This window comes from Halomonas sp. I1 (assembly GCF_032334135.1).
Taxonomy (GTDB): domain Bacteria; phylum Pseudomonadota; class Gammaproteobacteria; order Pseudomonadales; family Halomonadaceae; genus Halomonas.
The window spans coordinates 421625-444715 of sequence record NZ_JAVXUS010000001.1 but is presented as its reverse complement, the minus strand read 5'-3'; the positions used below and the strand labels follow the sequence as shown (position 1 = coordinate 444715).

At 65.7% G+C, this 23091-nt stretch carries 23 protein-coding genes and 1 other RNA gene; 10 read left to right on the top strand and 14 right to left on the bottom strand.

Annotated elements, in window-relative coordinates:
* Positions 1–8: 8 nt before the first annotated feature.
* Both RSO41_RS02025 and RSO41_RS02020 read right to left on the bottom strand, forming a co-directional pair.
* Positions 9–878 (bottom strand): PhzF family phenazine biosynthesis protein, encoded by an 870-nt coding sequence (locus RSO41_RS02025; RefSeq protein WP_315617293.1) that lies wholly within the window; start codon positions 876–878, stop codon positions 9–11.
* A gap of 110 nt (positions 879–988) precedes the next feature.
* Positions 989–1153 (bottom strand): DUF1127 domain-containing protein, encoded by a 165-nt coding sequence (locus tag RSO41_RS02020; protein WP_315617291.1) that lies wholly within the window; start codon positions 1151–1153, stop codon positions 989–991.
* A 166-nt stretch (positions 1154–1319) separates the two neighbouring features.
* Between RSO41_RS02020 and RSO41_RS02015 the strand changes: the two genes are divergently transcribed.
* The 3 genes from RSO41_RS02015 to RSO41_RS02005 all read left to right on the top strand — a co-directional run bounded on the left by RSO41_RS02015 (position 1320) and on the right by RSO41_RS02005 (position 4627).
* A complete protein-coding gene (locus tag RSO41_RS02015; protein WP_315617289.1) occupies positions 1320–2771 on the top strand; it encodes a PLP-dependent aminotransferase family protein in 1452 nt (483 codons plus the stop codon).
* A 45-nt stretch (positions 2772–2816) separates the two neighbouring features.
* Positions 2817–3845: an aspartate carbamoyltransferase gene (pyrB, locus tag RSO41_RS02010; protein WP_315617287.1), complete on the top strand. Its 1029-nt coding sequence runs from the start codon at positions 2817–2819 to the stop codon at positions 3843–3845.
* A gap of 128 nt (positions 3846–3973) precedes the next feature.
* Complete coding sequence (locus tag RSO41_RS02005) at positions 3974–4627, top strand: hypothetical protein (protein WP_315617285.1); 654 nt, start codon at positions 3974–3976, stop codon at positions 4625–4627.
* A 59-nt stretch (positions 4628–4686) separates the two neighbouring features.
* Here RSO41_RS02005 and ruvX read toward each other — a convergent pair whose 3' ends face one another.
* The 7 genes from ruvX to RSO41_RS01970 all read right to left on the bottom strand — a co-directional run bounded on the left by ruvX (position 4687) and on the right by RSO41_RS01970 (position 9659).
* Positions 4687–5127, bottom strand: a complete 441-nt coding sequence (ruvX, locus tag RSO41_RS02000) for a Holliday junction resolvase RuvX (protein WP_315617283.1) — start codon at positions 5125–5127, stop codon at positions 4687–4689.
* 69 nt (positions 5128–5196) lie between these two features.
* Entirely contained in the window at positions 5197–5754 is a 558-nt protein-coding gene (locus RSO41_RS01995) for a YqgE/AlgH family protein (RefSeq protein WP_315617281.1), read from the bottom strand.
* Positions 5755–5937: 183 nt separating this feature from the next.
* The gene (gshB, locus tag RSO41_RS01990) at positions 5938–6897 is read right to left on the bottom strand and encodes a glutathione synthase (protein WP_315617279.1); all 960 of its coding nucleotides are present in this window, start codon (positions 6895–6897) and stop codon (positions 5938–5940) included.
* A gap of 235 nt (positions 6898–7132) precedes the next feature.
* Positions 7133–7795 (bottom strand): RNA-binding protein, encoded by a 663-nt coding sequence (locus RSO41_RS01985; RefSeq protein WP_315617587.1) that lies wholly within the window; start codon positions 7793–7795, stop codon positions 7133–7135.
* A 102-nt stretch (positions 7796–7897) separates the two neighbouring features.
* Positions 7898–8629, bottom strand: coding sequence for a 16S rRNA (uracil(1498)-N(3))-methyltransferase (locus RSO41_RS01980; protein ID WP_315617277.1), 732 nt, complete (start codon positions 8627–8629; stop codon positions 7898–7900).
* A 40-nt stretch (positions 8630–8669) separates the two neighbouring features.
* Positions 8670–9188, bottom strand: coding sequence for a protein-export chaperone SecB (gene secB, locus RSO41_RS01975; protein WP_315617275.1), 519 nt, complete (start codon positions 9186–9188; stop codon positions 8670–8672).
* Positions 9189–9236: 48 nt separating this feature from the next.
* Positions 9237–9659, bottom strand: coding sequence for a rhodanese-like domain-containing protein (locus tag RSO41_RS01970; protein WP_315617273.1), 423 nt, complete (start codon positions 9657–9659; stop codon positions 9237–9239).
* A gap of 331 nt (positions 9660–9990) precedes the next feature.
* Here RSO41_RS01970 and gpmI point away from each other — a divergent pair, with 331 nt between their 5' ends.
* From gpmI to RSO41_RS01955, 3 genes are all read left to right on the top strand, one after another.
* Positions 9991–11565 (top strand): 2,3-bisphosphoglycerate-independent phosphoglycerate mutase, encoded by a 1575-nt coding sequence (gene gpmI, locus RSO41_RS01965; RefSeq protein WP_315617271.1) that lies wholly within the window; start codon positions 9991–9993, stop codon positions 11563–11565.
* Entirely contained in the window at positions 11562–12719 is a 1158-nt protein-coding gene (locus RSO41_RS01960; RefSeq protein WP_315617269.1) for a murein hydrolase activator EnvC family protein, read from the top strand. The genes gpmI and RSO41_RS01960 overlap by 4 nt, the downstream gene beginning before the upstream one ends.
* Before the next feature lie 104 nt (positions 12720–12823).
* Positions 12824–14107, top strand: a complete 1284-nt coding sequence (locus RSO41_RS01955; RefSeq protein WP_315617267.1) for a S41 family peptidase — start codon at positions 12824–12826, stop codon at positions 14105–14107.
* A 10-nt stretch (positions 14108–14117) separates the two neighbouring features.
* On the opposite strand, the gene RSO41_RS01950 is transcribed toward RSO41_RS01955, so the two are convergent.
* From RSO41_RS01950 to RSO41_RS01935, 4 genes are all read right to left on the bottom strand, one after another.
* Complete coding sequence (locus tag RSO41_RS01950) at positions 14118–15353, bottom strand: UbiH/UbiF/VisC/COQ6 family ubiquinone biosynthesis hydroxylase (protein ID WP_315617265.1); 1236 nt, start codon at positions 15351–15353, stop codon at positions 14118–14120.
* A 33-nt stretch (positions 15354–15386) separates the two neighbouring features.
* Positions 15387–16610 carry a 2-octaprenyl-6-methoxyphenyl hydroxylase gene (gene ubiH / locus RSO41_RS01945; RefSeq protein WP_315617263.1) on the bottom strand — a complete coding sequence of 408 codons (1224 nt, stop codon included), beginning with the start codon at positions 16608–16610 and terminating at the stop codon, positions 15387–15389.
* 65 nt (positions 16611–16675) lie between these two features.
* Positions 16676–18007 carry an aminopeptidase P N-terminal domain-containing protein gene (locus RSO41_RS01940; protein ID WP_315617261.1) on the bottom strand — a complete coding sequence of 444 codons (1332 nt, stop codon included), beginning with the start codon at positions 18005–18007 and terminating at the stop codon, positions 16676–16678.
* Between the two features lie 276 nt (positions 18008–18283).
* Positions 18284–18865, bottom strand: coding sequence for a UPF0149 family protein (locus tag RSO41_RS01935; RefSeq protein WP_315617259.1), 582 nt, complete (start codon positions 18863–18865; stop codon positions 18284–18286).
* A 133-nt stretch (positions 18866–18998) separates the two neighbouring features.
* Here RSO41_RS01935 and RSO41_RS01930 point away from each other — a divergent pair, with 133 nt between their 5' ends.
* From RSO41_RS01930 to RSO41_RS01920, 3 genes are all read left to right on the top strand, one after another.
* Positions 18999–19307 (top strand): cell division protein ZapA, encoded by a 309-nt coding sequence (locus RSO41_RS01930; RefSeq protein ID WP_315617257.1) that lies wholly within the window; start codon positions 18999–19001, stop codon positions 19305–19307.
* Positions 19308–19356: 49 nt separating this feature from the next.
* Positions 19357–19541, top strand: a non-coding RNA gene (gene ssrS, locus RSO41_RS01925) — 6S RNA.
* 8 nt (positions 19542–19549) lie between these two features.
* Complete coding sequence (locus RSO41_RS01920) at positions 19550–20170, top strand: 5-formyltetrahydrofolate cyclo-ligase (RefSeq protein ID WP_315617255.1); 621 nt, start codon at positions 19550–19552, stop codon at positions 20168–20170.
* Positions 20171–20686: 516 nt separating this feature from the next.
* On the opposite strand, the gene ilvA is transcribed toward RSO41_RS01920, so the two are convergent.
* Positions 20687–22201 carry a threonine ammonia-lyase, biosynthetic gene (ilvA, locus tag RSO41_RS01915; RefSeq protein ID WP_315617253.1) on the bottom strand — a complete coding sequence of 505 codons (1515 nt, stop codon included), beginning with the start codon at positions 22199–22201 and terminating at the stop codon, positions 20687–20689.
* Between the two features lie 194 nt (positions 22202–22395).
* On the opposite strand from ilvA, the gene rpiA reads away from it, so the two are divergent.
* Positions 22396–23070, top strand: a complete 675-nt coding sequence (rpiA, locus tag RSO41_RS01910) for a ribose-5-phosphate isomerase RpiA (RefSeq protein WP_315617586.1) — start codon at positions 22396–22398, stop codon at positions 23068–23070.
* The last annotated feature ends 21 nt before the right edge of the window (positions 23071–23091 follow it).

Here is a 23091-nt window from a genome sequence, read left to right as displayed (position 1 = left end):
ACGCCGACTCAATCCCGGGGATAAAAGGCGCCTTCACCGACGAGGCAGGCCTGACCGGCGACCTCGACCCGTACCTGGTCGCCGTCGCGCCGGGCCCGGGCGATGATCTCGCTGGGGCGCCCCATGTCCACTCCCTGGCGAATGCGCCACTGGCGGTCATCGAGCCGATCTCGAGTCCCCAGGTAGCCGGCCAGCGCCGATGCCGCGCTGCCGGTGGCAGGGTCCTCCTTCAAGCCGGCAAAGGCGCGAATGAAGGTGCGCGTCGACAGCGACTCACCGTTCTCCACATACAGGTAGATCTGCTCGACCCCGCTGGGCGAGACATGCAACGCCCATTGGCCGACGTCCGGCATTACCTTCGCCAGCGAGGCTTCGCTATCCAGGGGGATGAGGTGGAATGGCAGCCCGCAGGAGGCCTGGACCGGGTCGCCAGCGATCGCCGACGACTCGAGGCCGAGCAATGTGGCCGCGGCAGTGCGTCCCAGTGAACTCGTGCCGACCTCGGCGGGCACAGCGGTAGTGAAACGCGCTTCCTCCCCCTCGAAGCGAACCTCCAAAGCCCCCACCGGAGCCCGCAGCGTCAGAGGGCGCGTTGCGTCCACCAGCCCTTGGGCGGCGAGCAGGTGCGCCGTGCCGATGGTCGGGTGGCCGGCGAACGGCAGCTCGCGGCTCGGCGTAAAGATGCGTATCGGAAAGTCGTTCTCTGCCTTTCGTGCCCCCACGAAGACCGTTTCCGCCAGGTTGAGCTCGTTGGCGATCGCCTGCATGTGCGACGCCTCCATGCCTTCGGCATCGAGAAAAACGGCCAGCGGGTTGCCTGCCAGCGGCGTATCGGTGAACACGTCCAGCAAATAGTAACGGGAGAGTGGGCTGGGCATGGAACCTCCTGTATCGAATTGGCGTATTTCCCTCGAGGCCACGACCTCGGCCTGGACTTTCCAGCATAAGGGTTTTCAGCATAGAGGCCATGGCCTGACGCTGCCGCCGCTCAACGTCGCCAGAACGGCTTGCGGGCTTCGCGCTTGGCCCGGGCCACGCTGATTCCGACATCGTCGAGCAGCCGCGCGTCAAGGTCACGCAGCCGGCGGCGAGTGTGATGGCGCTGCCGCTGGCGACGCCAGGCCAGTCTCCAGTGAACCCAACGATCACACATCATGAGCCTCCTGTCGCAGCCCTTCGGGAAGGTTCCGACAGGTTAGGCGCGACATCGCGACCGATACAGATTCAATATCATCGTTTATATAGGGTACAGTTTGACTGTCAGCCTGACTGTACCGAGCGCCTTGCGCTCATCTGTACCGCTTCGGATGAATATAGCGATGACAGTCCCGACACGCTACGACGACATCGCCGACCTGCTCGCCCGGCGCATCGCCCAGGGTATCTATCCGGTCGGCGACCGGCTCCCCTCGATTCGCGCGCTATGCCGTGAGCAGGGCATCAGTGTCACCACCGCGCAGAGTGCCTATGCACGCCTGGAGGAGGCGGGCCTCGCTGCCGCACGCCCTCGCTCCGGCCATTATGTATTGCCGCGCCCTCGGCCCCGGGACTTGCCGACGACCTCCCGTCCCGCCCAGCGGCCGATCGAGGTCGCGCAGTGGGACCAGGTGCTGGCCATGGTCGGGTCGGGCCCGGGCGACGACCAGCCGCGACGCCTGGGCGCCGGCACACCGGCCCTGGATGCCACGACTCTCAAGCCGCTGGGTCGCCTGCTTTCCGGCCTGCACCGTGATCCGGACCCTCGCGACCTCGGCTACGATGGCCTGGCCGGCCACCCACCGCTACGCCAGCAGGTGGCTCGCCTGGCCACGACATCCGGCTGCCTGCTGCATCCCGATGACGTGGTCATCACCACCGGCTGCCAGGAGGCCCTGGCCATCGCCCTGCGCATGCTCGCCGCCCCCGGCGACGTGGTCGCCGTGGATTCCCCCAGCTTCTACGGCGCCATGCAGATTCTCGAGGCCCATGGCCTCAAGGTGATGGAGATTCCCACCGACCCGCGTCGCGGCATCAGCCTCGAGGCGCTGGAGCTGGCGCTGGACCAGTGGCCGATCCGTGCCATCCAGGTCACGCCGACCTGCAACAACCCGCTCGGCTATACCATGCCCGAGTCGCGCAAACGCGAGCTGCTCAAGTTGGCCCGGCGCTACGACGTGGCGCTCATCGAGGACGATATCTATGGCGACCTGGCCTTCGACACGCCCCGGCCCAGGGCCATCAAGGCCTTCGACGATGAGGGGCGGGTATTGCTGTGCAGCGGGGTGTCGAAGAGCCTGATGCCGGGCCTGAGGGTCGGCTGGATCGCGCCGGGACGCTACCGTGACCGCGCCCTGCACGAGAAGTACGTCTCCACCGGCGCCTCGGCGACTCAGCCCCAGCGTGCCGTCGCCGCCTTCATCGAAAAAGGCCATTACCAGCGCCACCTGCGCGAGATCACCCGCCGTTACCAGCGCCAGCGAGACCTCATGATCGACTGGGTCGGCGAATACTTCCCCGCCGGCACCCGCATCAGCCAGCCCCGGGGCGGCTTCCTGCTGTGGGTGGAACTGCCCGAGACCATCGATACGCCCCGACTCAATGAACGACTCGCCGCCGAACGCCTGCACGTGGCACCGGGGCCCATGTTCTCCGCCTCGGGCAAGTATCGCCACTGTCTGCGCCTCAATTACGCCGAGCGTCCCACTGCCTCGCGCGAGGCCGCCATTCGTCGCGTCGGCGAGCTCGCCGAGGTGATGCGGGAATACCAAGACAGTGAAGCGCCCCTGCCGTGACGTTACACTAGGCTCGCCATCTCAACCGCCAGCCGAGGCCCACGCATGAGTTCCCATCTTCTCTCCATCGATTCCCTGTCCCGCGACGATGTCGATCACCTGATGCGCGTGGCGGCACGCATGGAGCCGGTCGCCCAACGCCGCAAGGTCACCCGGGTCCTGGAGGGCGCAGTGCTCGGCAACCTCTTCTTCGAGGCCAGTACCCGTACCCGGGTCAGTTTTCATGCGGCCTTCTGCCGGCTGGGCGGCAGCGTCTGTGATACCACCGGCTTCACCTTCTCCTCCATGGCCAAGGGCGAATCGCTCTACGACACCAGCCGGGTGATGAGCGGCTACTGCGACGCCATCGTGATGCGTCACCCGGAACAGGGCTCGGTGGCCGAATTCGCCAGCGCGACCAACGTGCCGGTGATCAACGGCGGCGACGGCCCCGGCGAGCACCCCAGCCAGGCACTGCTCGACATCTACACCATCGACAAGGAGTTCGCCCGGCGCGGCAAGCGCCTGGCCGGCGCCCATGTCCTGCTCACCGGCGACCTGAAGTTCGGCCGCACCGTGCACTCGCTGATCAAGCTGCTGTCGCTCTACGAACCGATGCGGATCACTCTGGTCTCGCCGCCGGGCCTCGAGATGCCGCAGCACCTGATCGAACTGGTCGCCTCTCGCGGCCACCGGGTCGAGACTCGCGAAAGCCTGGCTGCCGACTACTCGGACGTGGACATGGTCTACACCACGCGCATCCAGAAGGAGCGCTTCACCGCCGAGATGAGCGAGGGCTTCAGCCTGTCCCGTGACTACACCGTGGACAAGGCCTTCATGGACCAGCGCGTCAATGACCACGCCATCGTCATGCACCCGCTGCCCCGCGACAGTCGACCCGATGCCAACGACCTGGACGTGAACCTCAACGGCGACCCGCGCCTGGCGATCTTCCGCCAGACCGACAACGGCATCCCGGTGCGCATGGCGATCTTCGCGACCCTCCTGCAGGTGGAAGACCTGGTCGAGAAGGACCTGCGCGACGTGCCCTGGTTCGTGCCGAAGACCGTCGGCGTGGATGACGCTGAACGTTGACCGTCGACGTGGGGAGGACCCATCGGCGAGTTTCGCCTAAGCTGGCAGGGAGGCCGTCGATGGCCATCAGGGGCGCGGGGCCCCGCAAAGATGCAACGCGACAACCTGTGACGAGGAGAGGTGAGCCGATGAATCTGCAACGTGCCTATACCCTGCTGGCGATCTTCTATACCGCGCTGCTGGCGGTCGGCGTCCTTGCCGTCGTGATGGGTGGCGGCACGCCACTCTCGCTGGTTCAACTGGCCATCGGCACCGTGACCGTCGCCGGGCTCTGGGGCTACTTCCTCGGCCGCCAGGTCATGAGCTGGCGGACCTGGCGCCCCTTCGCCGGGCTTCTCGCCGTCGCCATCGCGACGAACATCTGGCTGATGTTCACGACCTCCCCCTCGAGCGCCGAGCTCACCTGGCTGCTGGCCAACATCATCTTCACCGCGATACCGACCCTACTGCTGTTCCGTTACGGCAATCGCGATCAGGACCTCTGGGCCTCGCCGGACGAGATCGAAGGCGGTCGAACATTGCGCGAACTACTGGAGCGACAAGACGAGCTGGTGGTGGAAAAGCGCGACGCCCCGCGCCCTGCCACCGTCAATGTCATCCGCGAGGGTGAACATTACCGGGCCAGCGTGATTCGAGGTCAGGGCGACGAGACGGAGCGTTTCGAGGAACGCTTTCAGCGCCCCTCGACCCTCGCCTTCTTCATCGAGAGATTCACCTGCGTCGAGGTGGGGGATTTCGTGGAGAAGTATCACGGCGAGGAAGAAAGGGCCCAGGAGGCCTGACAACACGTCATCAGAGGGTGTTTAAATATGGTCGAGCGCAGTAATTTGTAAGCACCCTCTCAGCGGGGTAAGCCTTCCCGGTCGGCCAGCCAGCCTTCGAGAATCAGCACCGCGGCCAGGCCGTCGACGCCGTCGTCGCGGTAGTTGCCGCGATGTCCGGCGTCACGGGCGATGGCCTTGGCCTCGCGGGTCGAGCCACGCTCGTCGGCCATCTCGCAGGGGATGCCGTAGCGGCCGAACAGCCGCTTGCCGAACTTGCGCGCGCGGGTGCTCATGTCGCTCTCGGTGCCATCCATGTTGAGCGGCAGACCGACCACGAACAGGTCCGGGCGCCACTCGTCGACCAGCCGCGCCACCCGCGCCCAGTCGGGGATGCCGTCACGGGCCGGCAACGGATCCAACGCCCGGGCACTGGCGGTGAGCTCGTTGCCCACCGCCACGCCGATGCGCCGGGTGCCGAAGTCAAAGCCCAGGATCAGGCGCTGGCCATTGCCACTCATCGACACCGCTCCCCGGGGTGATGCCCGGCTGACGAACGCGCCGGGCGAGCACAGGTCGCTTCCGTCATGTCAGGAGTGCCCCGCCTCGCGGGTCATCAAGTTCAAGTCGACGCCGAGAATGCCGGCGCTGGCGCCGAGACGCTGCTCGGGCTCCACCTCGAAGAGAATATCGGCCCGCCCCTCGACAGTGAGCCAGGCATTGTCCTTGAGCTCGGACTCGAGCTGACCGGACTCCCAGCCGGCACAGCCGAGACATACCAGAAAGCGTTCGGGGCCACGGCCGGCAGCCAGGGCCTCCAGAATGTCCATGGACGTGGTCAGGGCGATGTCATCGGCCACCTGCAGACTCGAATCCCAGTCTTCACTGCCCCCTTCGTGCAGGATGAAGCCGCGATCCTTGTGGGTCGGCCCGCCATAGTAGACGGGCACGTTACGATGCGGACTGTCGCCGCCCTCGAGCTCGAGCTGCTCGAACAGCGCATCGAGGGTCAGCTCCAGCGGCCGATTGACGATCACCCCCATGGTGCCCTTTTCGTCGTAATCGCACAGATAGCTCAGGGTGCCGGCGAAATTGGGATCTTCCAGGTGCGGCATCGCCATCAGGAAGTGGTTTTTCAAGCTTTGCATGGGACTCCCCGGCGGACCTTGTGAACGCCGTAATGTTTGCCTTCGCCGAATCGACAGACGCGCGTGATGAACAGGTCCTCTCCTTGCCCATGCCCGCATCGAGGGGACGACAAGGCATGACATCGCGAACGGTGTCCAGCACGGCCTGGTCGAGTTCGGTATTTCCCGAGGATTGTACCACCTCTACCCGGCGAGACGCCGAGAGATGGCGTCCATCAGCGAGCCGGCAATATCGGTGCCGCGCTGATCGTCGATCTCGCGCACGCAGGTCGGGCTGGTCACATTGATTTCGGTGATGTAGTCGCCGATGACGTCGAGGCCGACGAACATCAGCGCCTTGTCGCGAATCATCGGCTGCACCTGCTCGACCAGCCAGAGGTCCCGGTCGGTGAGCTCGCGGCTGACGCCCCGGCCGCCGGCCGCCAGGTTACCCCGTGTCTCGCCGGCCATGGGTACCCTGGCCAGGCCATAGGGCACCGGTTCGCCCTCCACCAGGAGGATGCGGGTGTCACCGTCCTTGATCTCCGGGAGATAACGCTGGGCCATGGCCTGACGGTGCCCCCGCTCGGTCAGCGTCTCGATCACCGCGCCGAGATTGCGTCCCTCTGGGCCGACGTGGAAGATCCCGCTGCCACCCATGCCGTCCAGGGGCTTGAGGATGACGTCGCCATGCTCGGCATGGAAGGCACGGATCTCGGTGTCGCGACTGGACACCAGGGTCGGCGCACAGCACTGCGGGAACTGCTGGGCGAACAGTTTTTCGTTGCATTCCAGCAGGGCGCGGGTCGGGTTGACCACCAGCACGCCTTCACGCTCGGCGAAGCCGAGCAGGTGAACGGCATCGAGAAAGCGCCCGTCCACCGGTGGGTCCTTGCGCATCAGCACCACATCCAGCTCGGCGAGCGGCGCGACCCGGGACTCGCCCAACGCATACCAGTGGTCGGGGTCGCGATACACCTCGAGGTCGCGCCAGCGGGCATGGGCCCGGCCATCGCGCAGGAACAGATCCTCCTGTTCCATGTAGTGCAACGACCAGCCGCGATCCCGGGCGGCCCACAGCATCGCCAGGCTGGTGTCCTTCTTGTAGCTGAGGTCGGCGATGGGATCCATCACCACGCCGACCTTGAGGGGACGATCGTTCATCGAATCGGATTCCGGAGTGAAGGGTCAATGCGGCCAGTATGCCGTATGGCCGGCAAGGGCACCAAGGCAGGGCCTCCTCAATCCGACAGAAGCACACAAGAGGCGCCGGCGATAGGTCGTAGAGGGGGTCCGATGCCATGGATGGCATCGGTAGCGCCCATGGAAGGGTTCACAGCGCCCCCTCATAGACCTATCGCCGGAAACGCCGTGCTTCCCGCTATCAGGGGTTTCGGGGTCACTCCCGCCCCGGCACCAGGCGGATACCCGTCGGCTCCAGGGTGACGATCCCCTGCTTGTAGAGCCGGCCGCTAGCCTGCTTGAAGGCATTCTTGCTGACGCCTAGTCGCGCCTTGATCTCGTCGGCCGAGCTCTTGTCGCCAAGCGGCAGGTACCCGCCGCTCTCGCGCAGCGCCTTGAGCACCGCCTCGCCCACCACATCGAGCCGCGCCGAGCCGGTCGGCAACAGCGACAGATCCAGGCGGCCGTCTTCACGGACCCGCTTCACATGGCCCTCCAGGCGCTGGCCACGGCGCAGTGGCCGCGTCACGTCATCGCGATACAGCAGCCCCCAGAAACGGCCGTCCACCACCGCCTTGTAGCCCAGGTCGGTCTGGTCGGCGATGACCAGCGCCACGGCATCGCCGGCAGCCAGGCCCTCGGCATGATCGGACAAGTAGCGGTCGAGGCGCTGGGAGGCAAAAGGTCGACCGCGCGCGTCCTCGAGGATCATCACCAGCACGCGACGCCCCACCGTGGGGCGAAAACGCTGCTCTCCGAAGGGCAGCAGGAGGTCGTGAGCATGTCCCCAGTCGAGGAAGGCCCCGGTCTCGTTGACCGTCACCACGGGCAGGTAGGCCACCTCACCGACGTTCGCCCGGGGTTCGCGGGCTCGGCGCATGGGCTCGCGGCGTGAGTGGCCGGCACGACGCTCTCGATAATCGGACATGCGAGTCTTCCGGAAGGATGTAAGGTCATTATGGGGGCGAGGCCGACCCAGTGGCTACAGGTCCCCGAAGCGATCCTGCAGCAGCGTCAGGGCGACCACCGGGGCGGTCTCGGTACGCAGGATGCGCGGACCCAGGGTCAAGGAGGCGAAATCGTCACCGGTGGCGGCATCCACCTCGGCAGAAGATAGCCCCCCCTCGGGGCCGATCAGCAGTGCCGCACGGGCGGGCGCCTCATGCCGATCGAGCACACCGGGCGTGCCGGGATGCAGCACCAGGCGCAGAGGCTCATCCCGCTCGGTCAGCCAGTCGGCCAGGCTGCGGGGCGGATGTACCGGCGGCACCGTCGCACGACCGCACTGCTCGCAGGCACTGGCCGCGACCGCCTGCCAATGGGCCAGCTTCCTGGCCTCGCGATCGCCCTTGAGACGCACGTCGCCATGCTCGGTATACAGCGGCGTGATCTCGGCGACGCCCAGCTCCACGGCCTTCTGGATGGCGTAGTCCATGCGGTCGCCCTTGGAGATCGCCTGGCCCAGGTGCACGGCCAGAGGCGACTCGCCGCGCCCGGCGGCAACGTGTTCGACCCGTGCCACCACTCGCTTGCGGCTGGCCTCGACCAGCACCGCCTCGGCCTCGACGCCCCGGCCATCGAACAGCCGCAGTTGGGCCCCCTCGCCGAGACGCAGCACCCTCGCCAGATGGCGGGCCGGGCCCTCAGGCAGCACGATATCGTCGCCGGCCACCAGCTCGGTAGCGACGTGGATGCGAGGGACTTTTATCGCCATAGGCTGTGCATGCGCTTGCTGACGGCCATCCTCGCGAACGTTACTGGGTGGCCTGCTCGCCCTGCTGTTGCTGGGCCTCGCGCTGCTTGCGCTGAGCGTAGATCGCCTCGAAGTTCACCGGCGCCAGCATCAGCGGGGGGAAACCGCCGCGGTTGACCAGATTGTCGACGCACTCACGGGCATAGGGAAACAGCACATTGGGGCAGAACGCCCCCAGGGTATGATCCAGCTGCGCGCCCTCGAGCCCACCGATCCGGAACATGCCGGCCTGCTCGACCTCGGCCAGGAAGGAGGTCGTGCCTTCCTCGCTGTGCGTTACCTGCGCGGTCACCTTGACGACCACCTCGTAAAGGTCCTCGCCGATCTTCTGGTGGGTCGTGTCCAGGTCCAGGCCAACCTTGGGCTTGAACGGCTGCTGGAACACGGCCGGAGAATTCGGGGCTTCGAAGGAGAGATCCTTGATGTAGATACGCTGCAGAGCGAACTGTACCTGCGGCTTGTCCTGCTGGTCGGCGGCCTGGCCGTTGGCGCCGCTGCTCTGGTTATTGTCTTCCGCCATGGAAATGCGTCCTTTACGTTAAATAGAGAAGTGGGAGAAACCGGCGTGTCACTTCTTGACCAGCGGCAGGCCGTCGGTCTGCCACTGGGTCATGCCGCCCTTGAGCTTTAGCGCACGCTCGAAGCCGGCCTTGGCCAGCTTGCCCTGGACGGCACCGGAACTCTGGCCGTGCTTGCAGACCACGATGACCGGCTTGTCCTTGAACTTGTCGAGCTCGGCGAGGCGGTCATCGATCCGGCTCTGGGGAATGTTGCGTGCGCCGGCGATGTGGCCCGCCTTGAAGTCCTTGGCCTCGCGGATGTCGAGCACCACGGCGTCCTCACGATTGACCAGCTGGGTGGCCTCGCTGGTAGTCACGCCGTTGGCGCCGCTGTTGCGGACCTCATAGAGGACCCAGGCGAGCAACACCAGCAGGAAGGCGCCCACCAGCAGTGGATGGTTCTGCACGAATTCGAACAGCTGATCGATCATGGCTTGGAGTAACTCTTCTTCGGGTGCACGGTGAACGGGCCGGCAACCGCCGGCGGCGCCCAGTATACATGATGCAGGCCCCGACCGAGGACGGCCAAAATGACGCCCGGTGGACCCGTGCGATATGATGCCGTATGCAGTGGCAAGTCGCGACCCCATCAAGGCAACACGGCTGAACGGCCGGTGCGAATGAATCGCTGCGTCACGTGCGGCTCGACAGCCAGGCTGACCCTGTCATGTCTCGTTGCCAGTGCGCTCGACGATATCTTCAGCGCTTCCCCGACGGCCGGCAAGGTGTCGCGCCCAACGCTTCTTCACTACGAGGCCTCCCATGACCGATACTTCGACCCCGACGCCCCGCCCGGTAGCACTGATCATCCTCGACGGCTACGGCCACAACCCGGACGCTTCCCACAATGCGGTGCAGGCCGCGCGAACCCCGGTCATGGACCGCCTCCAGAAAGAGCGGCCCCATGGCCTGCTGCATACCGATGGACGTTTCGTGGGCCTGCCGGACGGCCAGATGGGCAACTCTGAGGTCGGCCACATGAACCTCGGGGCCGGGCGCATCGTCTACCAGGACTTCACACGCATCACCAAGGCCATCGAAGACAACGAACTGGCCGACAACGCTGTGCTGACCGACGCCATCGACGCCGCCGTGGACGCCGGCAAGGCGGTTCACCTGCTGGGCCTGCTGTCACCGGGCGGTGTCCACAGTCACGAGGACCACATCCTGGCCATGGCCGAACTGGCCGCCCAGCGTGGCGCCAGGCGCATCTATCTGCACGGTTTTCTCGACGGCCGCGACACCGCTCCAAAAAGCGCCCTGGCCTCCATCGAACGTGCCAACGCCAAGCTGGCCGACCTAGTCGGCGCCGACAACGGCTTCGTCGCCTCGCTCATCGGCCGCTATTTCGCCATGGACCGCGATAACCGCTGGGCGCGTGTCGAGCAGGCCTATCGCTTGGTGACCGAAGGCCACGCCGACCATCAGGCAGCCAGCGCCGAGGCCGGCCTGCAGGCCGCCTACGAACGCGACGAGACCGACGAGTTCGTCACCGCCACCGCTATTGCCCCCGGCGGCACGCCGATCACCATGGACGACGGCGACGCCGCGCTGTTCATGAACTTTCGCGCCGACCGTGCCAGGGAGCTGACCCGAGCCTTCGTCGAGGACGGTTTCGATGGCTTCGCGCGCCAGGCCCGCCCACGGCTGGCCAACGGCAGCCTGGTGACCATGACCCAGTACGCCGCCGATATCCCGGCGCCGGCCGCCTTCCCGCCGGCTGACCTACCCAACACCCTGGGCGAGGTCATGGAGCAACGCGGCCTCACCCAGCTGCGGATCGCCGAGACCGAAAAGTACGCTCACGTCACCTTCTTCTTCTCCGGCGGCCGCGAAGCCGAGTTCAAGGGCGAGACGCGGATACTGGTGCCTTCCCCCCAGGACGTGAAGACCTACGACGAAAAGCCCGAGATGAGCGCCGAGGAGGTCACCGACCGCCTGATCGACGCCATCGAATCCGACAACTTCGACTTGGTCGTGTGCAACTATGCCAACGGCGACATGGTCGGCCATACCGGTGACTTCGACGCCGCCGTGGCCGCCATCGAGGCCGTGGATGCCTGTGTCGGACGGGTGGTCGAGGCCATGGAGAAGGCAGGCGGCGCCTGCCTGATCACCGCCGACCACGGCAATGCCGAGCAGATGGTCCACCCCGAGACCGGAGCGCCCCAGACCGCCCACACCACCTTCCAGGTACCGCTGGTCTATGTCGGCGAGCGCCCGCTTCGGCTTCTCGACGACGGCAGCCTGTGCGACCTCGCACCGACGCTGCTGGCGATGATGGACCAGCCGGTACCCGACGAGATGACCGGCCGGACTCTGATCGAACCCCAGTGAGTCAGGCATTCCCTCGACGGCGAGGCGCGCGCTGCCTGCTGCCTCTGACACTATGGCTGGCCGTGTCGCCGGCCATGGCCGTTACCGATGAGCAAGAGGCCCGGCAGCAGCTCGACGTCATCGGTGAGCGCATTCAGGATGTCTCCCGCGAGCTCGAGACCACCGGGCAGGCCCGGGACGAGGCCAGCGAGGCACTGCGCCAGATCGAGACCGCGTTGGCCGAGACGCACCGTCGGCTCGACGACATCCAGGCGCAGCGCCGCGCGCTGCGTGACGAAGTCATCGAACTGGAAGAAGAGCGCGAGCGCCTGGAAGCCGAACGTCAGGAGCAGATCGCCGCCCTGGAGCAACAGATCGAAGCCCTCTACCGGCTCGGCCTGACGCCACAGCTCAAGCTGCTGCTCAACCAGGACGATCCGAGCCGGCTGGACCGCCTGCAGACCTACCTCAATCGCCTCGCCGACGCCCGCAATGCCCGGCTGGACGAACTCGACAGACTGGACACGGCACTGGGCGACAACCAGCAGGCCCTGGACGAACGCGGCCAACGACTGGATCAACTCGCCGCCGAGCTGGAAAAACGCAGCGCCGAGCTGGCGAGTCAGGTGGACGAGCGCGAAGCCCTGGTGGCCAAGCTCGACGAGCGCTACGCCACCAAGGAGGACCGCCTTTCCGCCCTCGATCAGGAACAGGCCCATGCCGAACAGGTGCTGCAGCAGGTTCAGGAGCGACTGGCCCGCCTGGAGCGCCCACCCCCCTCCACCGCCATCGGCGAAACCCGAGGCGACCTGCCCTGGCCGGTCCAGGGGCAGCTCACCTCGGCGTTCCACCAGGGGCGCGGCGTACATCGCAACGGCATGTTGATCCGCACCTCGGCCGGCACGCCGGTCGAGGCGGTACATGCCGGTCGTGTGGTATTCGCCGACTGGATGCGGGGCTTCGGCAACCTGTTGATCATCGACCACGGCGATGGCGTGATGACGCTGCACGCTCACTTGCAGCACTTCAACGTCGAGGTCGGCTCGGCCGTCGAGACGGGGCAGGCCATCGGTGTGGTGGGCGCCTCCGGCGGACAGCCCTCGCCAGGCCTCTATTTCGAGGTGCGCCGTGCCGGCGACCCGATCGATCCCCAGGGCTGGATAGCCCGGCGATAAGCCCGGCACGGCGGTCCGGAACGGTGGCTCCCCGCTTCAGTGTTTTCTTGGCCGCCATGCCCACGCTATGCTGGACCTACTCCACTGGAACCGCGAGAGACCGCATGTCCCTTAGCCCCACCCTTCGGCGCCGCCTGGGAGCCGTACTGCTTCCCATCGCCCTGCTCGCCGCTCCGTTATTCGTCGTTGCCGCTCCCGAGACGGAAGACGACCTGCCGGTGGCCGAGATTCAGGCCTTCGCCGAGGTTTTCGAGCGCATCAAGCGCGCCTATGTCGAGGAGGTCGATGACGCCACCCTGCTGCGCAATGCCATGCGCGGCATGTTGAGCGAACTGGATCCGCACTCCACCTACCTCGACGCCGAAGACTATGAGAGTCTGCGCGAGTCCACCCAGGGCGAGTTCGGTGGCGTGGGCATCGAGGTCGGCAAGCGTGACGGTCAGCTCACTGTGATCACGCCCATCGATGACACGCCCGCCTCGCGAGCCGGCCTCCAGGCCCAGGACACTATCCTGCGCATCGACGACACCCCGACCGAGGGCCTGTCGTTGCAGGAAGCGGTCGAGCTGATGCGCGGCGATCCGGGGACCGACATTCGCCTGACCATCATGCGCCAGGGCGAGGACGCGCCGCGCAACATCACCCTGGAGCGTGAAATCATCCGGACCCAGAGCGTTAAGAGCGATACCCTGGCACCGGGTTACGGCTACCTCCGGGTCAGCCAGTTCCAGACCCGCACCGGCGAGCAGGTCACCGAGGCCCTGAACGCATTGACGGAGGACGGCCCGTTGCAGGGGCTGGTGCTGGACCTTCGCAACAACCCCGGCGGCGTGCTTCAAGCCGCCGTCGATGTGGCCGATGCCTTTCTCGATGATGGCCGCATCGTCTACACCGAAGGCCGGCTGGCCGACAGCGAATTGAGCTTCTATGCCAATCGCGCTACCACCGCTCCCGATGTGCCTCTGGTGGTGCTGATCAACGGCGGCAGCGCCTCGGCGGCAGAAATCGTCGCCGGCGCCCTGCAGGATCAGAGACGCGGCGTGGTGATGGGTACCGAAAGTTTCGGCAAGGGGTCCGTGCAGCAGATCATGCCGTTGGGCGAGAACGAAGCGCTCAAACTGACCACCGCACGCTACTTCACACCGAGCGGTCGCTCCATTCAAGCCCAGGGCATCGAGCCCGATGTCGAGGTGGTTCGCGGCCGCCTGGAGGTCGCCCAGGATAATGGTCTGCAGGTCCGCGAAGCCGACCTGGAAGGGCACCTGGTCGGCAACGGCGAAGACGAGGAAGAGGGCGAACTCAATGCCCGCCTGCGCGACGACTACCAGCTCGGCGAAGCCCTGAACCTGCTCAAGGCCTTGAACGTGCTGGATGAACGCAAGCGCTGACGTTGCGGCATCAGCGGCAGGCGGCGGGCAGGCGCCCCCGCTGCCCTGATGCCTGTTGCATCAGCAAGCGCTTGACGGGCCCGAGTCGGTCGACACCGGAAAGCCCCAGGTTACGCGCCAGGGTCAAGGCCGGGTGGCGCGTGCCGAACAGTAGCCGGAACGCATCCATCAGGCGCAGCATGGCGGCATTGTCGCCTCGACGACGACGCGCATAGCGTGTCAGCCAGGCCTCATCGCCCAAGGCAATGCCACGGCGTCGCGCCGACAGCAATTCTTCGGCCAGCACCGCCACGTCCATCATCCCCAGGTTGGCCCCCTGACCCGCCAGAGGGTGAATGCTGTGCGCGGCATCACCCACCAGCGCCAGCCCCGGCAGCGTGTAGCGTTCGGCATGACGCTGGGCCAGCGGCAGGCATACCGCACGGTCGGTCGGTGTCACCCGGCCCAGGCAGGCGCCGATGCCGGCCTCCAGCTCCGCTCCCAGTGATGCCGGCGACAGCGCCGCCAACCGCTCGGCTTCGATCGGCGACGTCGACCAGACGATGGAGCAATGCCGCTCATCGCCTTCCAGCGTCAGTGGCAGAAACGCCAGGGGGCCATCGGCGAGGAAGGCTTGCCGCGCCACGCCCCCATGGGGGCGCTCGGTGCGCACCGAGGTCACCAGCGCCACCTGGCCGGTGTCATCTGACCGGGTCTCGATCCCGGCCATCTCCCTCAGTGGCGAACGCGCCCCATCGGCGGCCACCACCAGCGGCGCCCTCAGCCTTTCCCCATTTTCCAGACACAACACCGGATCGTCATCGGGCATCTCGAGCCCGGCGACCCGCGCGGCAAACCGCCGTCGTACCGTCGGCAGCGCCGCCAGGCGCGCGTCCAGGGCCGCCACTACGACATCATTCTCGACGATATGGCCGAGAACCGGCAGGCCCGCCTGGTCGGCAGAGAAGCTCACCTCGCCGGTGCCTTGGCCGTCCCAGACCCGCATGCGCCGGTAAGGCGTGACACGACGCTCCCGCATCGACGGCCAGACATCCAGGCCGTCCAGCAGACGCTGGGAAACCGGCGTGAGCGCACTGACCCGCAGGTCCGCCGGACCACGGCCCGCCGTCTCGGCGTTCACGGACGACGCGGCGGCATCCAGCAGCATCACCGGCACGCCGGCCTGCCCCAGCAGGCAAGCCAGGGTCGCACCGACCATGCCGCCACCGACGATGATCACCTCGTTATCCCCTATGTCACTGGTCATCTGGCATCCTTTCTCCGCTCTCGTCTGGTGTCATCATCGTTCCACCCCCATGGCCCGCCTGGCCAGTGTGCGGCGCAGCGGCCCCAGCAGGTTGAGCCCCACCAGGCCGGCGGCCCGGGCGCGTGACAACAAGGGATGATCGAAGCCGAACAGCCGCACCAGGCCATCGCTGAAGCGGATCACATTATCCCGGTCCCCGCTGCGGCGCGCCTCGAAATCATTCAGCGTGGCCGCCTCGCCCGGCGCATCGCCTCGCACCAGGCCCGCTTCGATGGCGGCCACCAGATCCATCACGCCCCGCAGGGCCAGGTTGAACCCCTGTCCGGCCACGGGGTGCAGGGCATGGGCCGCGTTCCCCATCACCGCCAGCCCCGGACGTACCGTTTCACTGGCGGTGACCAACGAGAGGGGATAGGCATGGCGCTTGCCGACACGGCGAAAGCGTCCCGCCCGGTCGCCGAAGGAGGCTTGCAGACGAGCCAGGAAGTCCGGGTCGGACAACGACAGGGCATCTTGTTCACGACCGGCCGCGAAGGTCCAGATCAATGCCATGTGCTGCCCGGCCATGGGCAGCAAGGCGATGGGGCCGGAGTCCGTGAAACGTTCATAGGCGATGCCATCGTGGGGGCGATCGAGGGCCACCGTGGCAATCACGGCGACTTGCTCGTAGGGGCGCTCTCGGCTCTCGATACCGAGGCGCTCCTTGAGACCCGAGCGACCGCCATCGGCCAGCACCGTCAGGCCGGCTTCGAGGCAGACGCCATCGGAAAGCTGGAGACGATGGCCGCCGGCCCGGGGCTGAATACCTTCCACTCGAGCCGGACAGTGCCACGCCAGGGGCAATTCGGCGAGCCGACGATGCAGGACACGCCCCACCCAGGCATTGGGAATCACATGCCCCATGGCGTCTTCGCCGAATTCCTCGGCACGCAACCGGGTCGCCCCCATCCGCCCCTGCTCGCTGACATGGATGCAGCGAATCGGGGTGGCTCGCTCGGCCATCATCGACCACACCCCCAGGTTATCGAAATGGTTCGCCGTGCCCCGGGAAATGGCACTGGCCCGGGCATCGAAGCTGGGTTGCCAGGGAGCATCCAGACCGTCGGGCAAGGGGGCCGCCTCGATCACCGCCACGGACAGGCCCTGATCACGCATCAGCGGCGCCAGTGCGGCTCCCAGGCTGGCGCCGACCAGGCCGCCACCAACGATGGCGATATCCACGCGTCGAAACGTCTCAGCCGAGGGCGATTCGCTCATGCGCGATCCTCCAGTATTTCATAATGTACATTACATAACAGACGGTCTGGCGATGTACCAGATGATCACTTTTCATCCATCAGCGCCTCGATATCAGCCACCCGCTTCGGGACCGACCGAGTGAGGACGTCATGCCCCTCGCAGGTCACGACCACATCATCCTCGATGCGGATACCAAGGCCGCGAAATGCCGCCGGCAGATCGTCATCATCCGGCAGGTAGAGGCCCGGCTCGATGGTGAGCACCATGCCCGGCACCAGGCACCGAGGCTCATCCCCCTGGCGGTAACCGCCTACATCATGGACATCGAGCCCCAGCCAGTGGGAGGTCGCGTGAGGATAGAAGCGGCGTGCGACGATCGCCTCGGGCGTTTCCTCGCCATCCTCGGCCAGGATCCCCAGGGCCACCAGGCCGGCAGCGAGGTCACGCACAACGCCCCGGTGGATCGACGCGAGAGTAACGCCGGGAGACACGGCTTCGATGGCCTGCTCCTGGGCGTCGAGCACCACCTCGTACAAGGCTCGCTGCGCCGATGTGAAACGGCCATTGACCGGGTAGGTCCGAGTGATATCCCCGGCGTAGAGATCGAATTCAGCACCGGCATCGACCAACACCAGCTCTCCGTCACGCAGCGTCTCTCGATTATCAATGTAGTGCAGCACACCGGCGTTGCGCCCGCCAGCGACGATACTGGCATAGGCCGGCCCGCTGCCGCCTCGCCAGCGAAACTCGTGCTCCAGTTCGGCCTGGAGCTGGTATTCGGCAAGGCCCGGGCGACAGGTGCGCATTGCCCGCCGATGGGCATGGGCGGAGATCTTGCCGGCATGACGAAGCAGGTCGATCTCGTCTGCGCTCTTGGTAAGGCGCTGCGCGTGCAGCATCGGCGCCACATCGGCAAGGCCAGGCGGCACGCCCTGAGGGGGCCTCGCTTCCAGCTCGGCATGCAGCCGCTCCGCCAGGCGCAGCGCCGAGGCATCGTCCAGGGGAAGGTAGAGCGTGTGCCACCCCGCCAGCAGCTCCATCAGCCGGGCATCACGCTCGGCATTTTCGAAGGCCTGGTCGACCCCATGGGCACGAACGGCTCCCTCGGCACCGAGACGATAACCCGTCCATGCCTCCATCGGCGGGTCTCGGTCCTGGCAGAACAGCACAGACTCCCCTTCGGTGCGACCAGGCAGCAGCAACAACAGGGCATCCGGCTCGGGAAAACCGGTCAGATAGTGAAAATCACTGTCCTGTCGAAAGGGGAACTCGCTGTCCCGAGAACGCGTGACCAGGGAAGCGCCGGGCAACAGTACGGCGGCACCCGTCGGCAGGTTCTCCATGAGGCGGCGGCGGCGCCTCCGATACTCGTCCAGGCTGATGGCAGGCGGGCGGCACTCGGCTTCGGGCGGCATGACGACTCCTGGATCGAACGTGAAGGGATGGGGTCCACACGGCAGCCGCCAGGGGTGACGGCTACAACACGGCGGTTCGCTCGCGCAGAACGCACACACTATTTCCTGGCAATCAAACAGATCTCCTGATCTATTGGATTGTCGCCCGCACCACGCTGGCGCAGAGGCGTGGATCTTCTGGTGTGGCGCGGGCTCGCGCCGGCCTGTCGGCCGGCGGCGGCACGTCCCTGTGCCGCGATTAACCCGACATAAAAGCTTGCCGGGTTAATATTTCCCTCAGTGAGTCGGGCCCGGCTCCTCGACCTGCTCAACCTGCGGCTTGCCCGGATGCTGTTCGGTATAGAGCAGCATGGCGGCCATCCTCGCGTGTTCGGTCAGAGCGAACAGGTCATTCTCGTTCTCGGCGTTGTCATCGAGATCGGTCTCGATGTCGGTCAGCCCCGCGAGGTCATCGATGGCTTCCCTGAGCGGCGCCGACCACTGCTTGCGAGGCTCGTCACCGGCGTCGCGCACCACCTCCAGGAACCCCAGGGTCCACTCCTGAAGCCCCTGGGCACGTTCCGCCAACGAGAACAGCTCATCGGGCAGAAGAGGCTCATAGTTCATCTCCGCGGCGGACAAGGCCTCCAGCGTCTGGCGCCGCCAGCCCAGCAGTCGTTCGGCGGATGGCTCGTCCCTGGGCTGCTCGACGCCCAGGTTGAGGCAGACCATTTCCAGCCAACCCTCGGCATCGAGATCGTGCAATGCCAGAGAGGCGCACAGTCGGCCGTCCAGGAAGGCCGGGGACTGCATGCTGCCATGCAGCAGGAAGGTATCGGCGATGGTGGAAAAGTCCTGGCGTTCGTTGATCAATGACATGACGCGATCCATGATGGAGCCGCGCGCGTTGACCGCGCTTGAACGGCTCTCTTATAGTGACTGAAACTTCGTATTCCCCTCGATGTTAACGCATCGACCCCCCGAGGCGCGCCCTCGGCCCTCCGGAGCACCCATGAGCGACTCTTCACGGCCCACCATCGAGATCACCCTGCTGGAACGGCAGTACGTCATCGCCTGTCCGCCGGACGAGGAAGACAAGCTCGAGCGCGCAGCGCGCTACCTGGATCGCGCCATGCAGGGCATCCACGCTCAGGGCAAGGTGGTCGACCGCGAGAAGGTTGCCATCATGGCGGCCCTGAACATTGCCAACGAACTGCTCGAGACCCAGGACGAACAGCGCGCCGGCGAACAGAGCCTGAGCGAGCTCAGCCAGCGCCTGGAGAAGGCACTGTCCGACGCCCCCGGCCGTCAGGGGGCTTGAGGAGGATTCTCCCCTTTGGCCAGGCCGGCGGCTCTGCTAGGATGGAAGGCGTTCCCTGGGGTGTTCGCCAGTCGTTATCGTCCCTCGAGCCTATGCGCATTACCCAGGGGGCCAATAGCTAGTCGGACCCGTGTGCATGTCCGTGAGACGGAAAGCCTGACGGTTCGACTGCGGCCACCCACCTTGAACCAATGGGTTCAAGGGCCAGAACGACAGCGGCACTCTGGGGAACTTCATCCATCATGAATGTCATGCAGGATTCCGCCGCACCACAGGCACGACGCGAACTGCGACGCGAATTGCGACGTCGTCGACGCGAGCTCGACCGGCGCGAGCAGGATGCCGCCGCCATGCGGCTATGCCGCTCCCTACGTCGACTGCCGGAAGTTTTCAGAGCCCGGCGCCTGGCACTCTATCTGCCCAACGACGGCGAGATCGACCCGACCCCCCTGCTGCCCTGGCTCGCGAAGCGCGGCGCCCGCGCCTACCTCCCGGTATTGCGGCCCCTGGCACCCAACACCCTGTGGTTCGTCCACTACCATGGCAACACGCCCATGGTGACCAATCGTTTCGGCATTTCCGAGCCCGATACTCGATACGGCGCACATCGCGCCCGACGCCAGGCGGCCTGGGCCCTGGACGCCATCCTCCTGCCGCTGGTCGGCTTCGACGATGATGGCCAGCGTATCGGCATGGGAGGCGGCTTCTACGACCGCACCCTGGCTTTCACCCGTCGCCCCGGCCCCCGGCCGCGGCTGATCGGCCTGGCCCACGACTGCCAGCGCGTCGAGCGACTCCCGGCGGCTCCCTGGGATGTGCCACTGGATGCCATCGTCAGTGACCGCCGAGTCCTGCGTCCCTGACGCACGCATTATCTATTCCAACCCCTTCTTCCCAGGCAGGCCCTTCCTCCCAAGGAAGAAGGCGGCCGATGCTTGACGCATCGACCACCCCCGATATTTCCGTTGTGCTCAACCTTGCACCAGAATCGCGATCAGTTGCCCGCCAGTGCCTGCGCATAGCCGGTCGCCACGACCGCGATGCTGAACAGCAGCACCAGTACCATGATCAGATCGGGCTTACGCTTCATCGTCGACTCCCTTCTCGTCCACTCGTGGCAATATCATGCCATCATGATGGCTTCACGCGACATTGTTGACAGCGAAACGTCTTCGGCAACAATGTCCGGCAACGGCCTCACATTGTCGGCGACACTGCCGCTATCTCCGAAAAACATTGCCGGTACGGCAGCAGCGCTTCTCACGGGGTGAGAGAGTAGCCGAAGGCCCCGGACATGACAACCGCCACCCCCGGGAAAATCGTGAAATCACCCGATCAGACAGGCGTTTTGAAGTGAGTCAGCACTCACTTTCTACATATTACGCCATGAATAGCCGATACGCCGGATTCTCGCTTTCCTTCCAGTAGCGATACCCGATGTCATCGAAGTACCCCTCGACATGACGGTGATCGCCGTTGGGCACCTGCATGCCTACCAGCACGCGCCCATAGGCGGCACCATGATTGCGATAGTGAAACAGCGAAATGTTCCAGTCCTGGGGCAGATGGGTCAGGAAGTTCATCAGGGCGCCAGGGCGCTCGGGAAACTCGAAACGATACACTTCCTCTTCGAAGTGCTCCTGCGGTCGACCGCCTCCCAGATGACGAATATGCAGTTTGGCCAGCTCATTGTCGGTGAGATCCTCCACCGGGTAATCGGCGTCGCGCAGCTTGTCGATCACCGCCTGACGATCCTCGCCGCCCGGCTTGACCTGAACACCGACGAAGATATGCGCCTGCTCGGGGTCGGCATAGCGATAGTTGAACTCGGTGACCATGCGCTTACCGATGGTTCGGCAGAACTTCTTGAAGCTGCCGGGGCGCTCGGGAATGGTGACCGCCAGGATCGCCTCGCGCTGCTCGCCCAGCTCGGTGCGTTCGGCGATATGCTGCAGGCGGTCAAAATTGGTGTTGGCACCCGAGTTGATGCAGACCAGGGTTTCTCCACTGGCACCGGTCGACTGGATATACTTCTTGAGGCCGGCCAGCGATAGAGCCCCGGAGGTCTCGGATACCGCTCGAGTCTCCTCGAAGATATCCTTCACCGCGGCGCACATCTCGTCGGTGTTGACGGTGATGACATCGTCCACCAGGTCACGCATGATCGCGAAGGGCGCCTCGCCGATCTGCGCCACGGCCACCCCTTCGGCAAAGACGCCGACCTGGTCGAGCGTCACACGTTCGCCACTCTCCAGTGCCGCCTTGAGGCAGGCGCTGTCCTCCGACTCCACGCCGATCACCTTGATTTCCGGGCGCAGGTACTTGACGTAGGCCGCCACGCCAGCGATCAGACCGCCGCCCCCCACCGGGACAAAGATCGCATCCAGTCGCCCGGCCTGCTGACGCAGTATCTCCATGGCAACGGTCCCTTGCCCGGCGATGACATCCATATTGTCGAAGGGCGGAATATAGGTGTAGCCGTGCGCCTCGATCAACTCCTGGGCGTGGGCGGCGGCGGCGGCGAAGGCATCGCCCTTGAGCACGACCTTGGCTCCCCAGGCACGCACCGCCTGGACCTTGATTTCCGGCGTGATGCGCGGCATCACGATCACGGCCTTGACGCCCATCTGCCTGGCGGCCATCGCCAGCCCCTGGGCATGATTGCCCGCCGAAGCGGCGATCACGCCCTTGGCTTTCTGCTCGTCGGTCAGTTGGGCCATGCAATTGTAGGCGCCGCGAATCTTGAAGGAGTGGACCGGTTGCAGGTCTTCACGCTTGATCAGGATCTGATTGTTGAACCGGCGGGAAAGAAAGGGGGCCGGCGAAATCGGCGTTTCCCGGGCGGCTTCATAGACCCGGGCCTGGAGGATTTTCTTGACGGTGGCTTCGAGCATCCTGATATCCCAATGGGGTAGCGCGTGAGAACCGCGGGAGTCACGGGCACCACGGACATGTGCCCGACGCGTCCCGATGCGGCTGAAGGGAACCCTTATTGGTAGCATCCTGCCTGCCATGGCGTCCAGCACGAGGCGATGACATGGCCTATAATGGCGCCGCATTCCGCCACCTACTGGACAGCGAGCAGGACATGACTCAGGACGAACTCAAGGACGCCGTGGCCGCCGCCGCCCTCGACGAGATCCGCCCCTTACTCGGACGCCACATCGTCATCGGCGTAGGCACCGGCTCCACCGCCAACCGCTTCATCGACAAGCTGGCCACGCTGCGCGACGATTTCCGCGGTGCAGTGGCCAGTTCGGAGGCGACCGCCGAGCGCCTGCGTGGCCACGGGATCGATGTCTTCGAGCTCAACGAGACCGGCACGCTTCCCGTCTATGTCGACGGCGCCGATGAAGTGAATGCTCACCTCCACATGATCAAGGGCGGTGGCGCAGCCCTCACTCGGGAAAAGATCGTCGCCGCCTGCTCGGAGCGTTTCGTGTGCATCGCCGATGCCTCCAAGCGTGTCGAACGCCTGGGCGACTTTCCGCTGCCCCTGGAGGTGATTCCCATGGCGCGTTCCTATGTCGCCCGGGAACTGGTCAAGCTGGGGGCGGACCCGGTCTACCGCGACGGGGTGATCACCGACAACGGTAACCAGATCCTCGACTGCTATGAATTCATGATCGACGATCCGGAGGCCATGGAGGCTCGGCTCAACGCCATCGTCGGCGTGGTGACCAACGGCCTGTTCGCCGCCCGGGGCGCCGATGTGCTGCTGCTCGGCACCGGCCAGGGAGTGGAGCGCCTGACGCCGCAGTAGGATGCATTCATGGGCTCCCGT

Coding starts and splice junctions, on each gene's coding strand:
- RSO41_RS02020 (WP_315617291.1), bottom strand. CDS start 1,153: ATGTGTGATCGTTGGGTTCACTGGAGACTGGCCTGGCGTCGCCAGCGG.
- RSO41_RS02025 (WP_315617293.1), bottom strand. CDS start 878: ATGCCCAGCCCACTCTCCCGTTACTATTTGCTGGACGTGTTCACCGAT.
- RSO41_RS02005 (WP_315617285.1), top strand. CDS start 3,974: ATGAATCTGCAACGTGCCTATACCCTGCTGGCGATCTTCTATACCGCG.
- RSO41_RS01985 (WP_315617587.1), bottom strand. CDS start 7,795: ATGCGCCGAGCCCGCGAACCCCGGGCGAACGTCGGTGAGGTGGCCTAC.
- RSO41_RS01955 (WP_315617267.1), top strand. CDS start 12,824: ATGTCCCTTAGCCCCACCCTTCGGCGCCGCCTGGGAGCCGTACTGCTT.
- RSO41_RS01980 (WP_315617277.1), bottom strand. CDS start 8,629: ATGGCGATAAAAGTCCCTCGCATCCACGTCGCTACCGAGCTGGTGGCC.
- gpmI (WP_315617271.1), top strand. CDS start 9,991: ATGACCGATACTTCGACCCCGACGCCCCGCCCGGTAGCACTGATCATC.
- RSO41_RS01995 (WP_315617281.1), bottom strand. CDS start 5,754: ATGCAAAGCTTGAAAAACCACTTCCTGATGGCGATGCCGCACCTGGAA.
- ruvX (WP_315617283.1), bottom strand. CDS start 5,127: ATGAGTGGCAATGGCCAGCGCCTGATCCTGGGCTTTGACTTCGGCACC.
- rpiA (WP_315617586.1), top strand. CDS start 22,396: ATGACTCAGGACGAACTCAAGGACGCCGTGGCCGCCGCCGCCCTCGAC.
- gshB (WP_315617279.1), bottom strand. CDS start 6,897: ATGAACGATCGTCCCCTCAAGGTCGGCGTGGTGATGGATCCCATCGCC.
- RSO41_RS01935 (WP_315617259.1), bottom strand. CDS start 18,865: ATGTCATTGATCAACGAACGCCAGGACTTTTCCACCATCGCCGATACC.
- RSO41_RS01970 (WP_315617273.1), bottom strand. CDS start 9,659: ATGATCGATCAGCTGTTCGAATTCGTGCAGAACCATCCACTGCTGGTG.
- secB (WP_315617275.1), bottom strand. CDS start 9,188: ATGGCGGAAGACAATAACCAGAGCAGCGGCGCCAACGGCCAGGCCGCC.
- RSO41_RS01940 (WP_315617261.1), bottom strand. CDS start 18,007: ATGCCGCCCGAAGCCGAGTGCCGCCCGCCTGCCATCAGCCTGGACGAG.
- RSO41_RS01920 (WP_315617255.1), top strand. CDS start 19,550: ATGAATGTCATGCAGGATTCCGCCGCACCACAGGCACGACGCGAACTG.
- RSO41_RS01950 (WP_315617265.1), bottom strand. CDS start 15,353: ATGACCAGTGACATAGGGGATAACGAGGTGATCATCGTCGGTGGCGGC.
- ubiH (WP_315617263.1), bottom strand. CDS start 16,610: ATGAGCGAATCGCCCTCGGCTGAGACGTTTCGACGCGTGGATATCGCC.
- ilvA (WP_315617253.1), bottom strand. CDS start 22,201: ATGCTCGAAGCCACCGTCAAGAAAATCCTCCAGGCCCGGGTCTATGAA.
- pyrB (WP_315617287.1), top strand. CDS start 2,817: ATGAGTTCCCATCTTCTCTCCATCGATTCCCTGTCCCGCGACGATGTC.
- RSO41_RS01930 (WP_315617257.1), top strand. CDS start 18,999: ATGAGCGACTCTTCACGGCCCACCATCGAGATCACCCTGCTGGAACGG.
- RSO41_RS02015 (WP_315617289.1), top strand. CDS start 1,320: ATGACAGTCCCGACACGCTACGACGACATCGCCGACCTGCTCGCCCGG.